The organism is uncultured Fluviicola sp., assembly GCF_902168135.1.
Classification (GTDB): Bacteria; Bacteroidota; Bacteroidia; order Flavobacteriales_D; family Crocinitomicaceae; genus Fluviicola.
The window spans coordinates 107,633-129,524 of the sequence record NZ_CABHOL010000054.1; the positions used below are offsets into that span (position 1 = coordinate 107,633).

General features: G+C 43.2%; 12 protein-coding genes. 6 read left to right on the forward strand and 6 right to left on the reverse strand.

Going from position 1 to position 21,892, the window contains the following annotated elements; translation table 11 throughout:
• The first annotated feature begins 1 nt into the window (after position 1).
• On the forward strand, positions 2-1,882 hold the full coding sequence (locus tag QZT69_RS18355) for a sensor histidine kinase (RefSeq protein WP_294679975.1): 1,881 nt from the start codon (positions 2-4) through the stop codon (positions 1,880-1,882).
• Between the two features lie 36 nt (positions 1,883-1,918).
• Positions 1,919-2,572, forward strand: coding sequence for a response regulator transcription factor (locus QZT69_RS18360; RefSeq protein ID WP_294679979.1), 654 nt, complete (start codon positions 1,919-1,921; stop codon positions 2,570-2,572).
• A gap of 141 nt (positions 2,573-2,713) precedes the next feature.
• On the opposite strand, the gene QZT69_RS18365 is transcribed toward QZT69_RS18360, so the two are convergent.
• The 6 genes from QZT69_RS18365 to QZT69_RS18390 all read right to left on the reverse strand — a co-directional run bounded on the left by QZT69_RS18365 (position 2,714) and on the right by QZT69_RS18390 (position 16,141).
• Positions 2,714-3,760, reverse strand: coding sequence for a PorP/SprF family type IX secretion system membrane protein (locus QZT69_RS18365; RefSeq protein ID WP_294679981.1), 1,047 nt, complete (start codon positions 3,758-3,760; stop codon positions 2,714-2,716).
• A 3-nt stretch (positions 3,761-3,763) separates the two neighbouring features.
• On the reverse strand, positions 3,764-10,720 hold the full coding sequence (locus QZT69_RS18370) for a PKD domain-containing protein (protein WP_294679987.1): 6,957 nt from the start codon (positions 10,718-10,720) through the stop codon (positions 3,764-3,766).
• Between the two features lie 204 nt (positions 10,721-10,924).
• Entirely contained in the window at positions 10,925-11,944 is a 1,020-nt protein-coding gene (locus tag QZT69_RS18375) for a T9SS type A sorting domain-containing protein (RefSeq protein ID WP_294679993.1), read from the reverse strand.
• 176 nt (positions 11,945-12,120) lie between these two features.
• The gene (locus QZT69_RS18380) at positions 12,121-12,954 is read right to left on the reverse strand and encodes a hypothetical protein (protein ID WP_294679998.1); all 834 of its coding nucleotides are present in this window, start codon (positions 12,952-12,954) and stop codon (positions 12,121-12,123) included.
• A gap of 76 nt (positions 12,955-13,030) precedes the next feature.
• On the reverse strand, positions 13,031-13,930 hold the full coding sequence (locus QZT69_RS18385) for a hypothetical protein (RefSeq protein ID WP_294680005.1): 900 nt from the start codon (positions 13,928-13,930) through the stop codon (positions 13,031-13,033).
• Positions 13,931-13,936: 6 nt separating this feature from the next.
• The gene (locus QZT69_RS18390) at positions 13,937-16,141 is read right to left on the reverse strand and encodes a M48 family metallopeptidase (RefSeq protein WP_294680013.1); all 2,205 of its coding nucleotides are present in this window, start codon (positions 16,139-16,141) and stop codon (positions 13,937-13,939) included.
• 351 nt (positions 16,142-16,492) lie between these two features.
• Between QZT69_RS18390 and QZT69_RS18395 the strand changes: the two genes are divergently transcribed.
• From QZT69_RS18395 to QZT69_RS18410, 4 genes are all read left to right on the forward strand, one after another.
• Positions 16,493-18,592 carry an amino acid permease gene (locus QZT69_RS18395; protein WP_294680020.1) on the forward strand — a complete coding sequence of 700 codons (2,100 nt, stop codon included), beginning with the start codon at positions 16,493-16,495 and terminating at the stop codon, positions 18,590-18,592.
• A gap of 72 nt (positions 18,593-18,664) precedes the next feature.
• A complete protein-coding gene (locus QZT69_RS18400) occupies positions 18,665-19,762 on the forward strand; it encodes a hypothetical protein (RefSeq protein WP_294680026.1) in 1,098 nt (365 codons plus the stop codon).
• A gap of 139 nt (positions 19,763-19,901) precedes the next feature.
• Positions 19,902-21,251: a signal recognition particle protein gene (gene ffh / locus QZT69_RS18405; protein WP_294680044.1), complete on the forward strand. Its 1,350-nt coding sequence runs from the start codon at positions 19,902-19,904 to the stop codon at positions 21,249-21,251.
• Positions 21,252-21,325: 74 nt separating this feature from the next.
• Entirely contained in the window at positions 21,326-21,889 is a 564-nt protein-coding gene (locus QZT69_RS18410) for a hypothetical protein (RefSeq protein ID WP_294680053.1), read from the forward strand.
• The last annotated feature ends 3 nt before the right edge of the window (positions 21,890-21,892 follow it).

A 21,892-nucleotide genomic window follows, 5' to 3' on the forward strand; every position in this document is an offset into this window, starting at 1 on the left:
AATGAAACGGTTACTACTACTCACTTTACTGTTGAGCTTTTCTTTTTTGAAGGGGACTGCACAGTGTGATACTAACAAGATCAATACAAGGAATGACAAAGTATTGAACCTGTGCTATGAAAACCCTAAAGCTGCAATTGCAGAATGCCGGAAGATTGCTGCTCAGGCAAATACCTGTAAATTTCACATCGGAGAGATCCGCGCTTATATCCGTATCGGTATTGCTTACGATGTGCTCTCTCAAACAGACTTGTCTATTGATAATTACAAAAAAGCGCTGGCAATTTCAGAGGAACAAAAATACCTGAAAGGAATTGCTTCGTGTCAGAATAACCTGGGGCTCATTTATTGGAGAAAGAATGAACTGAACCGAGCGATCCGGTCCTTCCACCAGGCGAAATTGTATTTCGAGAAAATGGCTGATTACATCAACGTTGGAGCTACCCAAAATAACCTTGGCCTGATCTATGAAGAGTTGGACCTTGAAAAAACAGCTTTATTTTGGTACCGGAAAAGTATCGCTTCTTACAAAAAGGGGAATGACAAAGATCAGATCCTGGATACCTATTCCAATATGGGTACGGCTTTCAATGCCCTGAATAAAGGAGATTCCAGTTTGCATTATTCGGAATTGGCCATTCAGGGATATAGAAGAACTTCCAACAAGTACGGGCTGGCTATTGTTTTGTGCAATAAAGCAATGATCCTCGATGATTATAAGCGTTATGAAGAAGCATTGAAAATATATGAGGAAAGTGCAGCATTGTCGAAAAAGATCGAGAACGAATATTTGTACCTGAGTGTCCTTATTAATTGGGCAAGATTGAACAGGGATATGAAAAATACCCCGAAAGAAGAAAAAATCCTTTTGGAAGCATTGCCAATCGCTGAAAAACTGAAAGCGAATGAACAGCTGTATAAAGTTTATAAGGCCTTGGGTGAAATATACCTGGACCGGAACGAAAACCAAAAAGCGAAGCTTCTGTGGAATAAATATGAAATTTATCACCAGCGTTATTATATGGATCTGCGCGATCGTACAATAGCTAAAACAGATGCCATTTACGATATCAAATCCGAAAAACAACAGACAGAATTATACCGGAAGAAAAAAGATGCAGAACTGCTTCAGCAGCAATTGAAAAGGAAAGCGGAAAATACCTGGTGGATTGTTTTGGTATCGTTATTGGCCCTGACAGTGATAACCCTGGTCTTTTACTTCGTCAGACGTTCGTTGAAAAAAGAATTACTAACTCAGCAGCAAGTGTTCCATGCTACGAACGAAGAACGGAAACGTATTTCTTACGATTTGCATGATTTGGTAGGTTCACAATTGAGTTTTGTGGTCAATAACCTGGAATTGCTTGCATTTAGCGACAAGGAAAACAAACGTATCAACAGAACATTTATGATGAGCCAGGAAGCCATGAGTTCTTTGCGGGATACTGTTTGGGCTTTACATTCTGAAAATATGTCTTCAAAGGTGTTGTTAGACCGCATGAAGAACGTGGCTAAGAAATGGCTGGAAGATAATTCCATTGAGGTTAAATTTAACGTTCAGATGGAAGATTGCGTTCTTGATCCCGGAGTTTCGCTGCATGTTATGCGCATTTTCCAGGAAGGAATCAGCAATATCTACAAACATGCCAAGACCAAAAAAGTGGAAATAAACCTGAAAGAAGATGGAGATTACCTGGTGCTTTCCATGGAAGACTTCGGAGTGGGATTTGATCCGGAAATAAAACCGGAATTCCACTACGGACTAAAAAGCATCGAACAGCGTGTGGAAAAGATAGGTGCAGTTTATTCCATGACCAAAAGCCCGGATCACAGCGGTATGGTCTTGTTGCTCCGCTGGAAGAAAAATAGCACAATTGCGTAATTGGAAATAGCAGAATAAATTACCACATTTGTTACTATGGGAATTTGTCCAATTGGAATTGTCGATGACAAAGTGTACAATGTACAAATCCTGACTGAAAAGCTGGAAGCGAAGTCGGGAGTGAAAATAACGATGTCTGCATTTAACGGTCAGGCATTCCTGCACTTACTTCCGACCCTGAACCCGCTTCCGGAAATTATATTCATGGATATCGATATGCCGCTAATGGATGGGATCGAAGCTGTAAAACAAGCGAAAGTACTTTATCCGCAGATCCATTTTATCATGATCACCGTTTTTGACGATGAAGAGCGTATTTTTTCAGCTATCCAGGCCGGAGCAAGCGGTTATCTGCTCAAAGATGAATCCATAGCGAATCTGCATCAGGCAATTGACAACGTACTGCAATTCGGGGCGGCGCCATTAGCTCCGGCGATTGCCAAAAAAGCATACAATTTTATCCAAAACCAACCTACGGAAACATCCAGTCAGGAAACAACTCCATTAAGTTCACGCGAAATGGATATCCTGAACTGCCTGGCTCAGGGAAAAAGCTATACTACGATTGCAGATGAATTATTCATTAGTCCGCATACAGTGCGTAAGCACATGACCAATATCTACGAAAAACTGCACGTAAACTCCAAAGTAGAAGCCGTTCGACTGGCCATGCAAAAGAAATGGGTTTAGAGGAATAATTATCAATTATCAGCGAGTTAATTATCAAGTTTAAGATCTTGGTAATTTAAAAGACTAAAAACAGATAGTACTAGCCCAACTGAAATGATATTTGATACTTGATAATTCATCCATTCATCATTGATAATTATTTCAGAATCCGCTAAACTCCTTCGGACACTGATACCTTCTGCGCATACTCTTGCTGTTCACATTCTTGGAGAACAATACCTTTGTCGGGATTTCGAACAGGAGAGAAATTTCATGACTTCCGTAACTACTGGTTTTCAAACGGGAAATCGTCATGTCAAAATTATAAGTTACCCGCCACAAAGTTTCATACTTGGTACGCAGGTTCAAGCCAAGAGTAAAAATAAACGAATCGTATTGTTTGAAACTCATTGCTGCAGTTCGGTTGCGCATCCAGATCCCGATAATAAACGGCTGGCTGATGAAATTACTACCCACACTGAAAGTTCTGAATTCGTTCTGCATTTCGTAAACAATTCCCGGAGAAACCACAAATTCATTGAAAAGCAGGTTGGATGAACCATGGAATACCAATTTAAAGGGCAATTTTTCCGCATCTGCCAGGAAAGCATCCTTTGGCTGGGATAAATGATGAATCGCACCTCCAAGTGTTACGTTAAAGCGTTTAAATGCGCCTCTTTGTTTCCGGGTCGAACCGTTGAACCGAGCCACTAGCCCTGCGTTGAAGTCTGCATAGGAAACACTGTTGTAATTGGGTCTGTTGAAACTGCTTTCTTTAATTTTTCCCATCGTTTCGTCCAACTGATCGGAAAAAGTCAATTTCGACCAATCGATATTCTTAGTGATAAACCCGCCGCTCACACCGGCCTGCAGGATAAAATTCTTCGTATCAACAGGTCTGTATGAGTAATTGACATATCCGCCTGCCGTTCTCAGTAATGCTTCACCACCCACATCTGAATAAGCCATGATCCCAAGTCCCATTTTATACATGGTTTGTGCTTCGGCAGAGAAGGAAAAGGTATTGAACCTTCCGGGAATAGGTCCCCACAAAGAACGTGCGTTCAGTCTTATTCCAATTCCATTGTTGACAGCGGTCATGGAAGGATTGTAATAGATCGGGTTGTTGTAGAACTGCGAAAAATTGGGGTCTTGCGCGTATGCGGATCCGGCAGTAATGAACACTATGAATAAAATCAGTCCTTTCATAATTTATCTTATTACTGTTACAGTTCCCGAACGCTTGATCCGCCCTTTCGGATATTCCTTTCCTTCCCAAACGTTCGAATTTCTGAAAGTTGCACTTGCTTTCCAGACGTATGCATCCTGCTGCACAGGTTCTCCGCGATAAGTTCCATCCCAGTATTCTGTCGGTCGGCCGTTTTCATCCAGGGCAGTTGTTGACCAGATCAGGTTCCCCCAATCATCATAGATCAACAGCTCAAAATCTTTCATATTTACACCTTTCGGAACAAAATTCGCCACTTCAAAATCAGTGTGTCCCGGACTCATGGCATTTGGAATAAATAATCCATAGAAGAAATCCACTGTAATTGGTTTTACAAGCGTGTCCGCACAGCCGTAAATTGTTGACGCGATCAATGTTACCGTGAACTCTCCGTTTTCCTCGTAACGGATAGTTGGATTTTCTTCCGATGATGCAGTTCCGTTGCCAAATTCCCACGAATAGTTATCTGCCAGACTGCTCAGGTTTGTAAAGTCTACAATCCCGCTCAATGGTTCCGGGCCTTCCACATTGGTATAGCTGAAATCCGCAGTAGGCTGGGGGAGCACTGTAATGGATGTTCCTGAAGAAACGGTGTCATTACAACCTCCGTTTCCATAAGCAATGAATGTTACCGGATAACTACCGCTGGTATCGAATGAAGTCACCACCGGATTTTGGGTCAGAATCGTTCCATTGCCTAGGAACCAGGAAACCGAACTTGCGAATTGGGTATTGGCCTGGAGAGTAATTTCCTCACCGACACATAAGGAATCAGTTGGTAATACAAACGAAGCTGTCGGCATTTGGTAAGACGATACTGTTTTTTGAATGCTGTCAATACAGCCATGAATAGTTGTTCCGACTAATGTTACGGTATAATCACCAACCTGCTGATAGGTTGAACTCGGGTCCGTTAGCGTAGAAGATAAACCATTCCCGAAGTTCCAGTTATAGCCTGCCGCATTCGTACTTTGATTGGTGAAATTAACCACTGTCGGCTGAACACAAGGATCTACCGTTGTAAATGTAAAATCAACCACAGGCAGCGGATGAACCGTAACAACCTGTGTTGCAGTATCCGGGCAGCCGATATTATCCAGCACGATCAATTGAACAGCATATGATCCGGGGGTTGTAAAAGTATGACTTGGATTATTCAGCAAAGAGGAATTCCCGTCACCGAAATTCCAGACCTGACTGACAATGCCGGTGCTGTTATTGGTCATTTGAACAGTTAGCTCCACACAGCCGGCATTGGGTCCGAGTGATAATTGGGAAGTTGGTCCCTGGTTGACTTTGATAATTTTCGTTGCCTGGGTTGTACAGCCATAACTTTGACTGATTCCGGATAAAGTCACGGTGTAAAAGCCTGGGGTCGAATAAACATGTACCGGGTTGGTTAAGGAAGAACCGGTTCCGTCCCCGAAATTCCAGTTCATGGATGCAATATTGGTGCTTAAATTCGTGAATGCAAGTCCTGCGTTGAGACAAACGGAATCCAGCGAAGTGAAATCAATTTGAGGCAAAGGATGAACAGTTACGACGGTCGTAGCAGTATCAAAGCCGCATCCGGCAGCAAAAAGTGAAACCACGTAAGTTCCCGGAGAAGTAAATGTATGAGAAGGGTTATAAGTTGTAGAAAGGTTTCCGTCTCCGAAATCCCAGGAAGAGAAGCTTGCTCCTTGTGAGAATTGTGTCAGGTTGATGGTATGCGGAACACATCCGTCCGGAGCATCAATATTGAAAAATGCATTAACCTGTGGCGGAAGTACCGTGATTTGATGCTGGACCGTGTCTGAGCCGCATTCGTTAGTGACGATCAGCTGAATGGTATAAGTAGTATCCTCTGTTCTTGTATAAAACGTATGCTGAAGTGTTGCTGCGGAATCCGTTGAAGTGTTACCATCACCGAAATTCCATTCAAAGGTGTCGGGAAGTCCGAAACTGTTGTTTACCATATCCAGTACAAGTGGTGTACATCCGATATCGACCAGAGTCCCGAAAACAGCAGTTGGTGAAGGCATTACCGTAATTTCCTCGGAATGACTGCTGCTTCCGCAAAAATTGGTCAGACTCAATGTGATGGTGTAACTGGTGTCGCTGGTATTGCTTGCCGGATATGTTTGTGAAACCGGAACAGCATTGGTACTTGACTGACCATTTCCGTAATCCCAGTTATAAGTTAAGCTTTGGCCTAAAGACAGGTCTGTGAAATCTACTAACATGGGGCCGCAGGCGGAATCCGGAGTTAAGCTGAAATCTGCAACAGGTGGAATCCGTACCTCAATTTGCTGTGTAATTGAATCCAGGCATCCGAAAGAAGTGCTGACAACTAATTCGATATCGAAAAATCCGGCGGATGCATATCCATGAGTCGGACTAACCAGTGAAGAAGTACTTCCGTCGCCAAAGCTCCAGTTGTTTTGGTCGGCCAGGTTACTTGTATTCGTGAATAACTCGTTTGTCCCGATACAGGTAATCGGATTGTATGTAAAGTTTGCAACCGGCATCGGGTGAATGATTGCCTGTAAAGTGTCCCGGTTAATGCAGCCGGTTACCGGATCTGTATAAGTGTAGACAATTGTATTCGTTCCAACCGGAGCTATTCCAGGGTCGAAAGTTCCTAATGAAGCATCGGTTATACCATTTCCACTCCAAACACCGTTTGCCGGAGTTCCTGAAAAATTAACCGGATTTTCGCTGGGACAGAATGCTTCATCGGTTCCAATATTCACAACAGGCAGCGGATGAACTGTGAAAAGCATCGTATCACGAGTCAGGCAGTTCCCGGCGCCATTGGAAATAACCAGTGGGAAAGTTCCCGCAGTCGTTGGATTGAATAATCCGCCGGAGCTTACAAAACTTCCGGTCCATGTGCCACTGACAGGTGTACCGTTCAAGGGAACATCCGGAGCATCGATACAGGCTTCCAGATCCGGACCCGCATTTGCAAGAGCCGGATTGACAACCGTTACAGCACGCGCATCCAAGTTTGTACAGCCATTTGCATTTGTAAACGTATAAGTGAGATTAAATACTCCAACTGAAGCCGGGGTAAATAATCCCGAAGAAGTTATACCTGTTCCTGCCCAGGTTCCCCCGGGTGGTGTTGCTGTAAACTGGATAGGGAAAGGCTGGTTACATAAAGTGGTGTCGTTTCCGGCATTAACAATAGGTAATGGATTTACGGTGATTACCAGGTTGTCTGAATTCGTGCAGCCGTTAAGGTCCGTGAATGAATAAGTAAGCGTCTTATTTCCGGTTCCGGCAATGGAAGGAGTGAACTCTCCCACGGGATTGGTGATTCCCGTTCCTGTCCAGGTTCCGCCCACCGGGGTTCCGTTCAGCGTCTGTATTCCTGCATCTATACAAATAGGGAAGTCAGTTCCGGTGTTTACAACCGGTAGTGGATTGACTATTGCAACAAGTGTATCGCGTAGCAAGCAGGCTCCGGAACCCAAAGTATAAACCAGGTTAAAGCTCCCTGCAGTTGTGGGGTTGAAGATTCCGGCCGGAGTAGTGGAAGAACCGCTCCAGGTTCCGCCGGTCGGAGTAGGAGATAAGGTTACATTCGGCGCATCGATACAAACCGCAAAATCAGGACCTGCATCCGGTTGTGTAGGACTGATGATCGTTACGACCCGTGTATCCGAATTGGTGCAGCCATTCGTATTGGTAAAGGTATATGTAAGCGTAAAAGTTCCCGTTCCGTTCGGTGTGAAAAGCCCACCCGAAGTAACGTTGGTACCTGTCCAGATTCCGCCGGTCGGAGAATAACTCAACTGGAACGGATTCGGCTGATCACAAGCAGTTGTATCCGGCCCGGCATTGACGATAGGAAGCGGGTTCACGGTTATTACTAAATTATCAGTCGCTGTACAAACATTTCCGTCGGTAAATGAATAGGTCAGTGTTTTGTTTCCGGTTCCGGCAACGGAAGGTGTAAATTCCCCGGCTGTATTTGTAATTCCGGTTCCAGCCCATGTTCCTCCTGCGGGTGTTCCGTTTAATGTTTGAATACCTGCATCGATACATACAGAGAAATCAGGGCCTGCATCTACAACAGGTAATGGATTTACTGTCATCAGCATGGTATCTCGTGAAAGACAGGTCCCTGTTCCGAAAGTGTAAACCAAAGCATGTGTTCCAACTACATTTGGAGTAAATACTCCGGCGGCCGTAATGCTTGTTCCGCTCCAGGTTCCCCCGGATGGTGTTCCGATCAGTGTAATAGTTCCCGAACCGAAACATCGCGATGAATCAGGTCCCGCAAGTGCTGGTGTCGGACTAACAACCGTTACCAGAACCGTGTCAGTATTTGTACATCCGTTTCCATTGGTGAAAGAATAGACCAGCGGGAAAGTTCCGGTTCCGTTTGGGGTGAATACTCCACCAGGAGTGACATTCGTTCCTGTCCACGTACCGCCGTTTGGCGTTGGAGTAAGTGAGAAAGGAATGGGCTGGTCACAAAGCGTCACATCTGGGCCGGCGTTGACAACCGGTAAAGGATTTACGGTAATGGTTACTGTTGCAGATCCGGAACAGGTTCCGTCGGATCCGATAACAGTATATGTTTGTGTAGTTGTTGGATTCGCAGTAACAGTTGCTGTATTCGTTGCTGAAAGACCGGTTGACGGGCTCCACGTGTAGCTGCTTGCTCCTGAGGCTGTTAAAGAAACAGATTGACCGTTGCAGATTGTTGCATTGGGTGGTGTTACCGATATGACCGGGATAGGATTTACGACTAAAGTAACGGAAGCGCTTGGCCCGGTGCAGCCGTTCATCGTTCCAAATACGGTATAGGTTCCGCCTTGTGCTGCTGTTATGTTAGTCAGATTAAAATTTTGCTGATTACTGGTAAAGGAATTCGGTCCGGACCAGGAGTATGTAGTTGAAGCAGATGAACTGGAAGTGAAATTCGCTGTTCCGCCTGCACAAACAGGGGTGTTTACTTGTGGATTGAGCGCTGGAGGGATGGGGTTGATTACAACGGAAGTATTAGCCGTTGTTGTACCGCAGGCATTCGTAACTGCCAGTGAAATTGGAAAAGTTCCGGCTGTTGAATAAGAAACCGTTCCCGGAATAAGTGTTGTTGCACTTGCAGGAGTTCCACCGGTAAATGACCAGTTATAAGTATCCGAAGGTTCCAGGCAGTCATTGACAACAGCTGCCGGATTCACACTCAACCCTGCACAAACACTCGGAACAGCATTGATTGTTACCTGTGGCGGAGCCTGTGCTACAACTGCCTGATTGGCAATGAAAGAACCACAGGAATTCGTTAAGGTTAAACGGATCGTATAATTTCCGGGTTGGGTAAATTGAATTTGGGGGTTGACAGATGAAGCATTCGTTCCTCCGACAAATGAAAATGCTCCGGAAGAAGGAAGGCATGGGCTTCCATTGAAAAGTACGGTCCAAACACCTGTCACATTACAGGTGTTTGTCAGGTTGGATGTATTGGTTACCTGCGCTGTAAAAGGAATACAAGCTGAAGTCGGTGTGACAGTAAATGCCGGAGTCGGTGGATTTTCGATACAAACGGTCCTTGTAATTACATTTACACTGCAATTGTTGGTAGTTGTTAAGGTTACCGTATATGTTCCCGGAGCAGTGTAAATGTGCGTCGGATTGGTTGCCGTTGTGGTGGTGAGTGTTTGTCCGTCACCGAAATCCCATTGGAACAGTGTGCTGGAACTACAGGCGCTGTTGAAACCCGTTTGTGTAGTGTTTAAGAACAATACGGAAGAACCCACGCAGTTATTGGGTGCCGCAACGTTAAAGTTTGCTGTTGGCCCCGTATATACACGAATTGGTGAGATTGAGGCCTCACTGCTGTCGCATAAATTAATTGCTTTTATACGGAATATGAACTGATTTCCGGGGCGCCCGCAGGAAGAAGTGGTGTAGGTATGACAAATGGTTGCCGGAGGCGGATGTGAAAGGGTATCTGTTGGCGAGCCGTCTCCATAATCCACCACATAAAAAGTAGTATTGTGATTGGATGAATAATTACTCAATGGAAAGCACAATGTTATGGGGCCGCATCCGGTAGTTGCTCCGGGGTTTGCCGCTCCGATTGCCGGATTGGTAATGTTTGCAATATTATAGGATGTCGACTGGACACATCCGTTGTCTCCGGTAATGGTGTAAACCAGCGAAAAAATCTCTGCAGTGGTGTAGGTGTGAGATACACCTCCTCCGGGAAAGGTGCCTGAGTTAAAATCGGGAGAACCGTCTCCCCATTGAATGGTATAATTTGAAACAAGGGTCGTTGAAGAGGCATCATAGACTGTTAAAGCGAAGTTCGAACCATCACAGTTGCGCATTCCTGCAATCGGATCGACCAGGGTGGGATTTGGAAGCGCATTTACAGTTACTGTCTGGCTGATGCTCGCCGTGCATCCGTTTGAATTAGTAACCACAAGGGTTACGGTGTAATTTTGAGATCCGGATCCAACAGCATTGTATTGGTGAACCGGGTTGATAAGATTACTTGTGTTTTGTGCACCGGACCCGGGATCACCAAAATTCCAGGAATAACTTAATCCTGTTCCGGATGAGGTGTTTGTAAATTGAATAGGAACACTGGAACAGCTGTTATTTCCTGTAATAGTGAATGAAGCCGTTGGAGGAGGCGCTACAGATATGTTTACGGTACTATTGTCTGTACACCCCAAAGATGAACTTACGGTGAGCGTATAAGTTTGGTTCGTTGCTGCTGTCAGTGTAGGATTCGGGCAGTTGGTACATGAAAGTCCCGCAGCAGGAGACCAGGAATAGGAGAGTGTTCCGGCTCCGGTTCCTGATGGGGTTCCCCCCAATTGAATGGAAGCACCGATGCAAACCGTAGAGTCCGGTCCTGCATCTGCAGTACACTGAGCATAAGCTGCTGTAAGGAGCAATAACTGTGCAGTAACAAGGAGTAATAGTTGCTTCATTCGTAGTTTTGTAGCCGATACAAAGGAAGAATATAAATTTCAAACCTCAAATACCTCAATTGTAGTAATAGCAATTGTCTTTCAAGCTATTGGTGAGCTAATTTATGAAATAAAACGCAGAAAAGAAACAGAAGTTGCCTGCAAAAAAAAATCCCTTCCCGGTTTAACCGGGAAGGGATTTTTAAGTATCAAGCTGACTATTTCTTAGTTGATAGTCAATTTTTTTGTTGATTTGATTCCGTTAGCAGTAACAACTACGTTGTAAATACCAGCCTGGAAATCAGCTACGTTCAATGTTTGAGAAGTTCCGTTGTTTTGAGCTGTCAAAACTGTTCTTCCCGCCATGTCAACGATTGAGATCTGTTCGTTTCCGGTCAATCCTGAAATAACAACTGATTCATTTGCAGGGTTCGGATACATACCGAATGCGATTTGATTGTTTTCGGATACGCTCAAATACTCATCCGGAGCAACGCTGCTCATAGCAATTGTTTGAGTTGTTGGACTACCTCCAAGGTTAATTACCAGCGTAGCGTGAACAAACACCGGTAAGTTAGATGTTGCGTGGTGGTAGTACTCGTATTGTGTGCGGTCCATAGTGATAGTTCCTATTAAAGGAATCGATACAGAAGCCACATCATGCGATTTGTAGCGTAAAACACCTGTTAAAGTTGTTGCAGCATTCAATATCAATGTTCCTGTACCATCTACAGATGTTGAAACCGTTCCCGTAGTCGGATAATCATTACCCATTACATTTGCGTCTCCTGAAAAAGGATCAGAAGCAATTGGAGTACTTCCGAAATCATACGGGTAGTTCATTAACAACTCATCGTTTGAATTCAATTTTACGATTGCTGTTCCTCCGAAAGAACCGGCGTCAAACACAAATCCTTGTGAATTGCGGTTGCTTGCAGTTGATGTGTAGAATGAAGTAACGAATCCTGGGATTTCAACCGCAAATGTAGAAGAAGGATAATCTCCCGAATAAGCAGTAGAAGACGGAGCTACAACAGCAACATCTCTTGTTTCACCGTAAATTCCCGGAGTAGTACTGTAATCCCATGTTTGATTTGTTCCCGTCATTGCAGCGAAATCAACTGTGTTGGAATCCATCACATACATGGTAACTGTGGTTCCGATTGCAGGTTTATTTGCATCTGTGAACTGACCGAAAGCAGCTCCTGCAATCAAGCTAGTAGCTAAGAGTAAATTTAATTTCATAGTTTATTTTTTTCTAAAATTACAATTTTACATGATTTACCAAATCGATTTTACTTGAATGGTAATCTTTATTTACCTAATGAATACTTATTTAACAAAAAGGTTGGAAAATATTCAAAATTCAAAATTCAAAATCATGCCTGTTAGTTATTTGGAATAAAATGGGGTTTTAGCATTTATAGCATGATGACCAGTCCGGTCCGCAGACTGAATAAATTCTGAAAACGATGAAGGGCTAACTTTCGATGCTGATCTCTTTCACTTGTGAAATAAGGTGAATCATCTATGTAAGAAGGGAAAAGTGCCGGTAAATTTGCATGCAGGTAACCTCCGAAATTCCATGCGAAAGATCTGGATAGCGGGATGCGGTATTCCATTCCGTACATCAGTGTAATGTTAATGGCGTTCTCTTTTCCCAGCCTGATATAGTCTGTGGTGATCAGAATAGAGTCGGGAGAGAAAGTGGTTCCGCTGTAATTGGAATCAATACACCGGTAATTCCCGGATTTTAATTGGGAGATTTCTACTCCAATTCCAAGTATATGTGTCAAGCCGGTCGGGGCATTCGAGTTTTCGGAACTGATTTCGATGCGCGGCATCAACCGGATGGTATTGTAGTTGACAAGACAGTCGTATGTACTGGTGTAATAATAGCCTCCTCCCGGATAGGATGATTCATGGTATTCGATACCCAGGTCGCTGAAAAAAATCTTTCCGTAATAGCATTGAAAATCAAGTGAAAAGCTAACTCCTTCCTTTAGAACAACTCCCATGCAGGCATAGAAGCTGTAGTTGAATGGATTGGTTCCTGTTTGTTTTCGGTAATTCCGGTAATAGTCGTTCTTCAGAAAAGTTCTTTCGGAACGGCTTGCCAGCTTCAGTAAAGTGTTATGATGTGCACCTGCTCCAAGCTGTAATGTGAAACGCTTTCCGTAAAACCCGGTTTCCGATTGACCGGATGCCGTTAATGCCAGGCATAAACCTATCGACATGCATAGTGATTTCAACATACATCGTGGAGTTTGGTTAGAACCCGCTGGTCGGATTTTGTAATCTGATGAATTGTTTTTCGAAAAGTTGGAAATGTTACAACATAATCACCACCCCGGTACGCAGACTGAATAAATTCTGAAAACGGTAACGCGACAATTGATTTTTATGTTCTTCCGAGTAATTCGTTACTCCATAAGGATAATAGTAGTAATCCACCGAACCGATAAAATCGTCAAGTGCTGACTGGATGGGTAGGTTCAGATGAACATATCCGCCAAAGTTCCAGGCAATGTTTTTCGATATGGGAAGTCGGTATTCCAATCCATACATGACCGTCAGGTTAACGACCATTTCGTCTGCGAAACGAATATCCTGGTTGCTGATTGCAATAGAGTCAGTTGGGTAGAAGCCATAATCGACAGCTTCCGAAGCTGTAATAGCCTTGTAGTTCCCTGATTTTAATTTGGAAAGTTCAACACCAAGTCCCAGCACATGTACTAATCCGGCAGGCATGTTGGAACCTTTTGATCCAATCTCAATCCGGGGCATGATACGGAAGGTGTTGTACTTCACCCTTGCGTCATATCCACCGATAGTTGTAACATAGTATCCCCATTCGTCATAAATTGCCTTGGTTTCCAAATTCTGCAGGAAGATATTGCCTGCATAGTAATTGAAATCCAGGGACAATGCCACACGTTCTTTTAACGTAAATCCGAGGTTGGCGTAAAGGCTGTAGTTGAATTGATCGCTTTTGATCTGATTCCTGTATTTGCTGTAATAAGCATAAGTACGGAGTTTTGATTCATTATAGCTGATCAGCTTTAAAAGTGTATTGTGATGAGCTCCTGCTCCCAACTGAAGTGTGAAGCGTTTTCCGTAAAATCCGGTTAGCTGGCTTTTTTTCTTTGCAGCATCACTTTTGGTTGTTTGGGCAAAAGAAACTGCGCTGATTAAAGAAACAGTAAGGATTAGAGATACTATTCTTAACATGTGATTTTAGTTAGTTGATTTGAAAATTTCATAAATTTTAGACCCAAGCAAAATTCTGGAAGGTCTTCCGCTGATCATGTAAACATTGGATTGGTCAGCATGACCATTCTTCAGGTCCACTCCGACAAACTGGATCGCTGTTTTTTGTGAGTCAAGCAGTTTTCCTGTTAAAAGGATCACAGCCATTGGTGGGACATACCAGGTTGCAATAACCGGTCTTGCAATGTCCATCGGTGCGCTTTTCTTACTGTCGACGTAAAGGATGCTCGGGATCATGATCACATCGGAACTGTATTTCTTAGCCATGCTTTGCAATTCTAAATAATCAACAGGGAAGAAGTTTACTTTGGAGTATCCTTTCGTTTGTATTAACGCTGTTTTCAGGAATGTAAAAGCCTGGATACCTTCTATGGTCAGCTCGTTGGGAGCATTGTCTGTATTTATATTGTATCCGTTGTCTGCCGCCTCTGCAACGACCAGCTCTGTGGCATTGGCTTTAATAGACTCAGAAACTTTTACAGTTTTTTTGGATGATTCTAAAATTTCCACATCCGGTTCAACCAGGGCTATGCTTTTGTTCTTCAGGTCAGGGATCGCCGGAATTAACCTCGAATTGTTTTCGCTGTTTTTCGAACTATTTGTGGATTTGTTCTGAAATTCCTTAAAAGTTTTTACAAAGCTGCTGTCGGACATAATATCCTGCATCCCGTAGAGGTAATAAGCGGTTGAATCAAAAACCTGCAGGTCAATATTTCCGTCTACCGATCTTTTTTTCTTGATCTTGTCATACTTGGATTCGTTTACTGCTGGCGGAGTTGCTTTTGACAAACTGTCAACCGGAATTTTAGCGATCGAATCATTGTAGGATTTGTTGCGCTGAACAGCCTGCTGGTAATTGTACTTTGAAAAGGATTCCAGAGAAAATTGTTTTGTGTTAGCTGCTGTTTCAACCATTCGTTCATAGATCGCCTGAATTTCCTGGTTTGCCGGTTGGGCAGCACGGATATCATAGATTTGTCTGAGCGCAATGGAAGCAAGCTCCAGCTTGTCCATTTTCTTTAATATGGAATGAAGTGCCGCTATTTCACCTTCTTTATGCTTGCGTGATTCATAAGGTTTTGACATGCTTTGAGACTTGGTCTGTGCAAGTGCCAGCCAGGTTTTTGCCTTCATGGAAGTGAGGTAGTTCGACTGCGGAAATTCTTTTTCCAGGATGTAAATGGAATACAAAGCATTCGTCAGGTCCAGGGAAATAATGCTGTTTCTAATCGATTCAAAACGGGCAATAGTACGGATCTCATTGAAACGGTCCGCACCTAAAATAGTTGGACTTCCCGTCCAGCCGCTGCCTTTTTCAAGTACCTCCAAAACCTGTTTTTTCCTTTTGGAAATATTCGGATGGGAGCTTTTGCTGTCGTTATAGTTTTCTTCTGCAGTGATTGCAAAAACTTCTTTTGGGAATTTGAAATCGGGTACGTAAAATTCGTTGGAATTGAAAAAGTTTTCCGGGATTCTGACTTCGTCAAACGGAAGGTAGGAGTACATCAACACATCGAAAGTAGGTTCGATCAATGCTTCATCGTATCCGGCTTTCTTGTAAAGTTCGATGGCATCTGCATCTGCTTCCAATTCACGTTCCTTACTGTATGTGCTTAATTCATAATAGTCGGCATTTTTCAGGGTAACGTTTTGTTTGAAGCGTTCCAATACGTGTTTACGCTTATAATGTGCTATTTCGTGCGCCAGTATATAAGCAATCTGGGCTTCCGAGCTAACCTGTGATATCAATCCGGTAGTTACGAAAATAATTCCCTGATCGGTAGAAAATGCATTCGTTTCGTTGGATTTTAAGGTATAAAAACGCAACTGGCTGAAAGTTTCCGCATCATCCTTCAATAAATTCTTCGCAATGTCTTTAACGTATGTTGAAATCGGGTCTCCGAACACACAATCTTCCGAATGAAGGATTCTATCAATGGAAGTATGAATCCCGACATAGAATTTCCGTTTTACGGAAGAAGCAAGTTCAGGGCGGCTTATCTGCATATCACGCTCCACTTTTTCAGGGGTGGTAAGACGAATGTCATCCGGAATGGAACCGTTGGAAAGAAGCGTTCTGTAGTTATTGAAGTCCGTTTTGGATTGAGCAAACAAAGCACCCGAAACAGATAGTGATAATAGGAAAGTTAGAATGAAAGTCTGTTTTAACATAATAGGCTTTTTAGGTAACCAGCCGTAAAAGTAATGAATCCGGCAGATATCTGTAATCTTCGATTAAAGATTTATCGATTCAAATAATATCAAGGTACTTACGTTTGGCATATCAAAAGCTGATACTTCTATGGGTAAAAAGTAGAGGGAAAAGGTTTTGTTTTGTTGAGTTTGGATAAATTCTGGCCGCACTAACGTTTGCCAGTTATCAAAAGCTAAAGCTTCTAAGGGTAAAAAACAAGAGAAAAGGTTTTTGTTTTGTTGAGTTTGGATAAATTCTGGCTGCTCTAACGTTTGCCAGGTATCAAAAGCTAAAGCTTTTTCTTATTTTTGTTTCCCTTGCGAAATACTATGAAACAAAATTCCCTCTTCCGTAAAAAAACTGTCCAGGACATTCTGGCATCGACACAACAAGGTCAGTCTGACGGTCATGAGTCACTTGGAAAACATTTGAAAGTACGAGATCTGGCGGCTTTTGGAATTGCGGCGATTATTGGGGCCGGTATTTTTTCTACCATTGGTGAAGCGAGTTCAAACGGCGGTCCGGCAGTGATTTTTTTATTCATTTTCACTGCGGTTGCCTGTGGATTTGCAGCTTTTGCCTATGCGGAATTTGCATCCATGGTACCGGTTGCCGGATCTGCATATACTTATTCTTATGTCGCCTTCGGAGAAATCATTGCCTGGGTGATCGGCTGGGCGCTGATCATGGAATATGCCATCGGGAATATCACCGTTGCTATCAGTTGGAGTGATTATTTTACGGGGATGCTCGAAGGGCTGAACATCCACCTTCCGCAATGGATACAAACAGATTACCTGACGGCTCATAACGGCTATGAAGAAGCATATGCCCTGATGCAGGGAGGGAAGAGTATTGAGAACCTGGATAGCGGTTTGCAGGCAGCTTATACCGCCTGGAAAACTTCCCCCACGATTTTCAACTTTCACATTATTTTTGACCTGCCGGCTTTGTTTATCATTGTATTGATTACCTGGCTGGTATATCGGGGAATGAAGGAAAGTCGGAATGCCAGCAACGTAATGGTAGTCATTAAGCTGGCAATAATTCTGTTGGTAATTGCTGTGGGAATCTTTTATGTAGATACTGAAAACTGGAGCCCATTTGCACCGAACGGAGTTTCCGGTATCTTAAAAGGAGTTTCTGCCGTTTTCTTTGCCTATATCGGTTTTGATGCGATTTCTACTACTGCCGAAGAGTGTGAGAACCCGCAACGCGATCTTCCGCGTGGAATGATGTGGGCAATCATTATTTGTACCATTTTGTATGTTATCATTTCATTGATCCTGACCGGATTGGTGAATTATAAACTGTTGGGTGTCGGTGACCCGCTTGCATTCGTTTTTCGTGAAATCGATCTGAAATGGATGTCGGGAATTATTGCTGTTTCTGCTGTCATTGCGATGGCCTCCGTGCTGTTGGTTTTCCAAATGGGACAGCCGCGTATCTGGATGTCAATGAGCAGGGATGGTTTGCTGCCTAAGAAATTCTCCAAAGTTCACCCGAAATACAAAACGCCTTCATTCGCAACAGTTGTTGTTGGGTTTGTAGTTGCAGTTCCGGCCTTGTTCATGAACTTAACAATGGTTACGGACCTTTGCAGTATCGGTACTTTATTTGCTTTTGTATTGGTTTGCGGCGGAGTATTGATCCTGCAGAACAAAACGGATATTCCGCGAGGGAAGTTCCGTACACCTTATGTCAACGGAAAATATGTATTGCCATTCCTGGTAGTCGGAGGAATTGTTTTCGGGTTTGTTCAATATAAAAGTGAGCTCATGGCTTTCCTGAAAAACGAATCGGAACTCAAAGAGACGAAAGACCTGATAGTGGATTTATCGGAAGCTGAGTCAGCACAGCTGAACAAAACAGTTGCAGCTGTTGACAAAGAAGGATTGGAGCGTTTAGGCTCCGATTTATTGGCTTATTTTGAGCAAGCCCCGAAAATCGACCTGAAAACATGCCTGAAGGGAATCAAAAGCACCTCAGGAGCGGAGACCGTTGCCGAACTAGATACGGAAACCAAAGAACAATTGGTCCATTTCCTGGAAGGGTACGATGAAAAAGGATTTAAATTAATGGATTCTGATTTGGAGGACTACTATGCCCAGGGGCCTAAGATTGACATTGAAAATGCATTAAGACCAATAGGTGTTACCGGTAAACGATTATACAATAGTGGTTTTTCTCATTTTGCACATAAGATTCCAACCTGGATTTTCATTTTGTTTACTTTATTTATTACCATCGTAACCATCCGTAAAAACTTGTCGTTGATTCCTCTTCTCGGATTGCTTTCCTGTTTGTACATGATGAGCCAGATCGAGCTCCGCAACTGGATCGCATTTGTGATTTGGCTGGCTGTGGGCTTGGTAATCTATTTCCTGTATAGCCGGAAAAATTCGAAGCTGGGGTTAAAGAATCAATAATAGTTAAAGTAAGGCGTGCGATTAATCGCACGCCTTACTTGTAAAATATTCGTTTCATTCTAAGCCTGTTCTATGAAAACTACTGCAATTCTTTACACCTTATTAATTACAGGTTTTGTTCTCAATTCCTGTAAAAAGAAACCCGTTGACCCGGAAAACAACGGTACAACATACGCCTCAATGGAAGTGTATAAGGAAAATGCCATGGGAGTAATTTATAACCAGGCTACAAACAGTGTGGCTTATAATAAACCGGATGGTGACGGAACATACAAGATTTATATTTCCAATTACGATGGGAGCGGGGAGGTACAGCTGACATATCCGGGCTGGGATCCTGACAGGCATCAATGGGCTGAAGAATGGGATCCGACCGGACAATATTTGTACTGTTATATTGAAAAAACGGATTATGTTGCCGAAAGTGGTCATACACGAACTCCCGAAGATGCTATACCCGGCTACGGAGCTTATACCGATCTCTGGATCATTAAACGGGATGGAAGCCAGGCCTGGCAGATGACTAATTTTCCGAATGATTATAATCACGGGATCATTCACGGGGCAATTTCAAACGACGGGACCATGTTTACCTGGACAGAACGTATTCAGGCGCCGGTTTTCCCGGATCTGAACTTAGCCGCCGGTGCTTATGTCTTCAAAGTTGCAGATGTGAGTTGGAATCCAAACCCGGTTTTCTCCAATATTCGAACATACCAGCCTGGAAATGAACCGGCCGGAGGAGAAGTGGAGAGTATCAGTCCTTCGAAAACGGACATATTGGTTTACAGTACTTTCGAATCACATAACCTGATAGCAACTCCGATTTACCGCATAGATCTGGCTAGCGGGAATACTACGAAACTGACAACAGAAAGCTTTTCTCAGTCACCGACCTACACGCCAAACGGGCAAAAAATTGTGTACATGACCGGGGCGAACTGCGATATTTTCCCCGGGCAATTACAGGGAGCCGACTGGTGGGTGATGGATGCAAATGGAAGCAACAAAAAGCGATTGACCTATATGAATATGAAAAACCACCCGCAAAGCGTAAACAGCTATCGTTTGGCAGGATCATTGTCATTTATCAATGATTCTACGTTTATTGGCGGAGTGATGACCCAGTCACTTGGATTGCTTGGATACAGTGCTTTGGTACGGTTTTGAATGGAAAATTGATAATAGGACAATTGAAAAGGTTTCATTTGAAGGAATCTTTTCATAAATTATGTAATTCCTTTTCAATTTTCAATTTTACATTTTCAATTAGTCTTATCTTTGTATTCCAAAAAAATCGCTCAATAGCATGTTTGATAATCTTACCGATAAGTTTGAACGCGCCTTTAAAGTCCTGAAAGGACAAGGACAAATTACTGAAATTAACGTAGCAGAAACATTGAAAGAGGTTCGCAGAGCCTTATTGGATGCCGATGTGAACTTTAAGACTGCCAAAGATTTCACCGTTCGTGTGAAAGACAAGGCAATGGGTGCAAACGTACTAACTGCTATTTCCCCGAGCCAGTTAATGGTGAAGATCTGCCACGAAGAGTTGGTAGAATTAATGGGGGGTAACGAAAGTGAGATTCAAATCCAGGGAAATCCGGGAATTGTTTTGATGTCAGGTCTTCAGGGGTCGGGTAAAACCACTTTCTCCGGAAAATTGGCCAGCTATCTAAAGACAAAAAAGAATAAAAAACCGTTGTTGGTTGCCTGTGATGTTTACCGTCCTGCTGCTATCGATCAGCTGCATGTTCTGGGTGAACAACTTGGAATCGAGGTTTACTCCAATAAAGAAGAAAAAGATCCGGTTAAAATCGCTACCGAAGCAATCAATCATGCCAGAAGTAAAGGTTTTAACGTTGTGATTGTCGATACTGCCGGGCGTTTGGCAATTGACGAAGCAATGATGGACGAGATTGCTCGTGTAAAAGATGCGATCAAGCCAACGGAAACTTTGTTCGTAGTGGATTCCATGACTGGGCAGGATGCAGTCAATACAGCGAAAGCATTTAACGACCGCATCAATTTTGACGGGGTAGTTTTGACCAAGTTGGATGGTGATACCCGTGGGGGAGCAGCATTGTCAATCAAAACCGTTGTAGATAAACCGATCAAATTTGTAGGAACAGGCGAGAAGATGGACGCATTGGATGTGTTCTATCCAAAGCGTATGGCCGATCGGATTTTAGGAATGGGTGACGTTGTTTCATTGGTAGAACGTGCTCAGGAACAATTCAACGAAGAAGAGGCTCGCAAACTTCAGAAACGCATTCAGAAAGATCAGTTTGATTTCAATGACTTCTTGGGTCAAATCCAGCAGATCAAGAAAATGGGTAATGTAAAAGACTTGATGGGAATGATCCCCGGAATGGGAAAAGCTGTCAAAGATGTGGATATCCAGGACGATGCATTCAAACATATCGAAGCTATTATTTATTCCATGACGCCGAAAGAGCGTGCAAATCCTTCTATTATGAATGGTCAGCGCAAAAACCGTATTGCTGCGGGGTCCGGGACAAATATCCAGGAAGTGAATAAACTGCTGAAACAGTTCGAGGATACTAAGAAGATGATGAAAATGATGAGTAATCCGAAGAACATGATGGGAATGATGAAGCAAATGAAAGGAATGCGCGGCGGAATGCCGGGGATGTAAAATTATGAATGATCAATGACGTAATTATCAAGAGAACCTGCTTGATAATTGATAATTACCCAATTCATAATTTAATGTTAGACTTTGAACTTTCATCCGATCAGATTTATTCTTCACGTTTTCGTGAACTGAAAATGACATCCTTCAAAGAAGCCTGCGGTTTTATTGCTAAGCTTCCTTATGGCAGAAATACGAATCGCGAAGATTTTGGGTTGGTACTTTCAGAAATGAAAGGCACATGCTCTTCCAAACACGCTTTACTGGCTTCCCTGGCATTAGAAAACGGACATCCCGAAGTGGAATTGATAGCCGGAATTTTCCTGATGAATGAAGAAACACATTCCCGATTAAATGGTTTTTTTACGGATAAAAGTTATCCGAATATCCCGGAATGTCATTGTTACCTGCGTTTTCAGGGAGAACGATTCGATTATACAGATGCTTCTAATCGGATGGAAGTAATTGCTCCGAAAATTGTTCGGGAGCAGCGTATTGATCCGAACCAGGTGGTTGATTGGAAAATAATGATCCACAAGCATTATTTACAGGGGTGGTTGACCAGGAATCCTGCTTTTCAAATGACTTTAGAAGATATTTGGAGAGATAGGGAAGAAGCTATCGGATTGCTTGGTAAATAACAA

Coding starts and splice junctions, on each gene's coding strand:
- QZT69_RS18355 (WP_294679975.1), top strand. CDS start 2: ATGAAACGGTTACTACTACTCACTTTACTGTTGAGCTTTTCTTTTTTG.
- QZT69_RS18360 (WP_294679979.1), top strand. CDS start 1,919: ATGGGAATTTGTCCAATTGGAATTGTCGATGACAAAGTGTACAATGTA.
- QZT69_RS18365 (WP_294679981.1), bottom strand. CDS start 3,760: ATGAAAGGACTGATTTTATTCATAGTGTTCATTACTGCCGGATCCGCA.
- QZT69_RS18370 (WP_294679987.1), bottom strand. CDS start 10,720: ATGAAGCAACTATTACTCCTTGTTACTGCACAGTTATTGCTCCTTACA.
- QZT69_RS18375 (WP_294679993.1), bottom strand. CDS start 11,944: ATGAAATTAAATTTACTCTTAGCTACTAGCTTGATTGCAGGAGCTGCT.
- QZT69_RS18380 (WP_294679998.1), bottom strand. CDS start 12,954: ATGTTGAAATCACTATGCATGTCGATAGGTTTATGCCTGGCATTAACG.
- QZT69_RS18385 (WP_294680005.1), bottom strand. CDS start 13,930: ATGTTAAGAATAGTATCTCTAATCCTTACTGTTTCTTTAATCAGCGCA.
- QZT69_RS18390 (WP_294680013.1), bottom strand. CDS start 16,141: ATGTTAAAACAGACTTTCATTCTAACTTTCCTATTATCACTATCTGTT.
- QZT69_RS18395 (WP_294680020.1), top strand. CDS start 16,493: ATGAAACAAAATTCCCTCTTCCGTAAAAAAACTGTCCAGGACATTCTG.
- QZT69_RS18400 (WP_294680026.1), top strand. CDS start 18,665: ATGAAAACTACTGCAATTCTTTACACCTTATTAATTACAGGTTTTGTT.
- ffh (WP_294680044.1), top strand. CDS start 19,902: ATGTTTGATAATCTTACCGATAAGTTTGAACGCGCCTTTAAAGTCCTG.
- QZT69_RS18410 (WP_294680053.1), top strand. CDS start 21,326: ATGTTAGACTTTGAACTTTCATCCGATCAGATTTATTCTTCACGTTTT.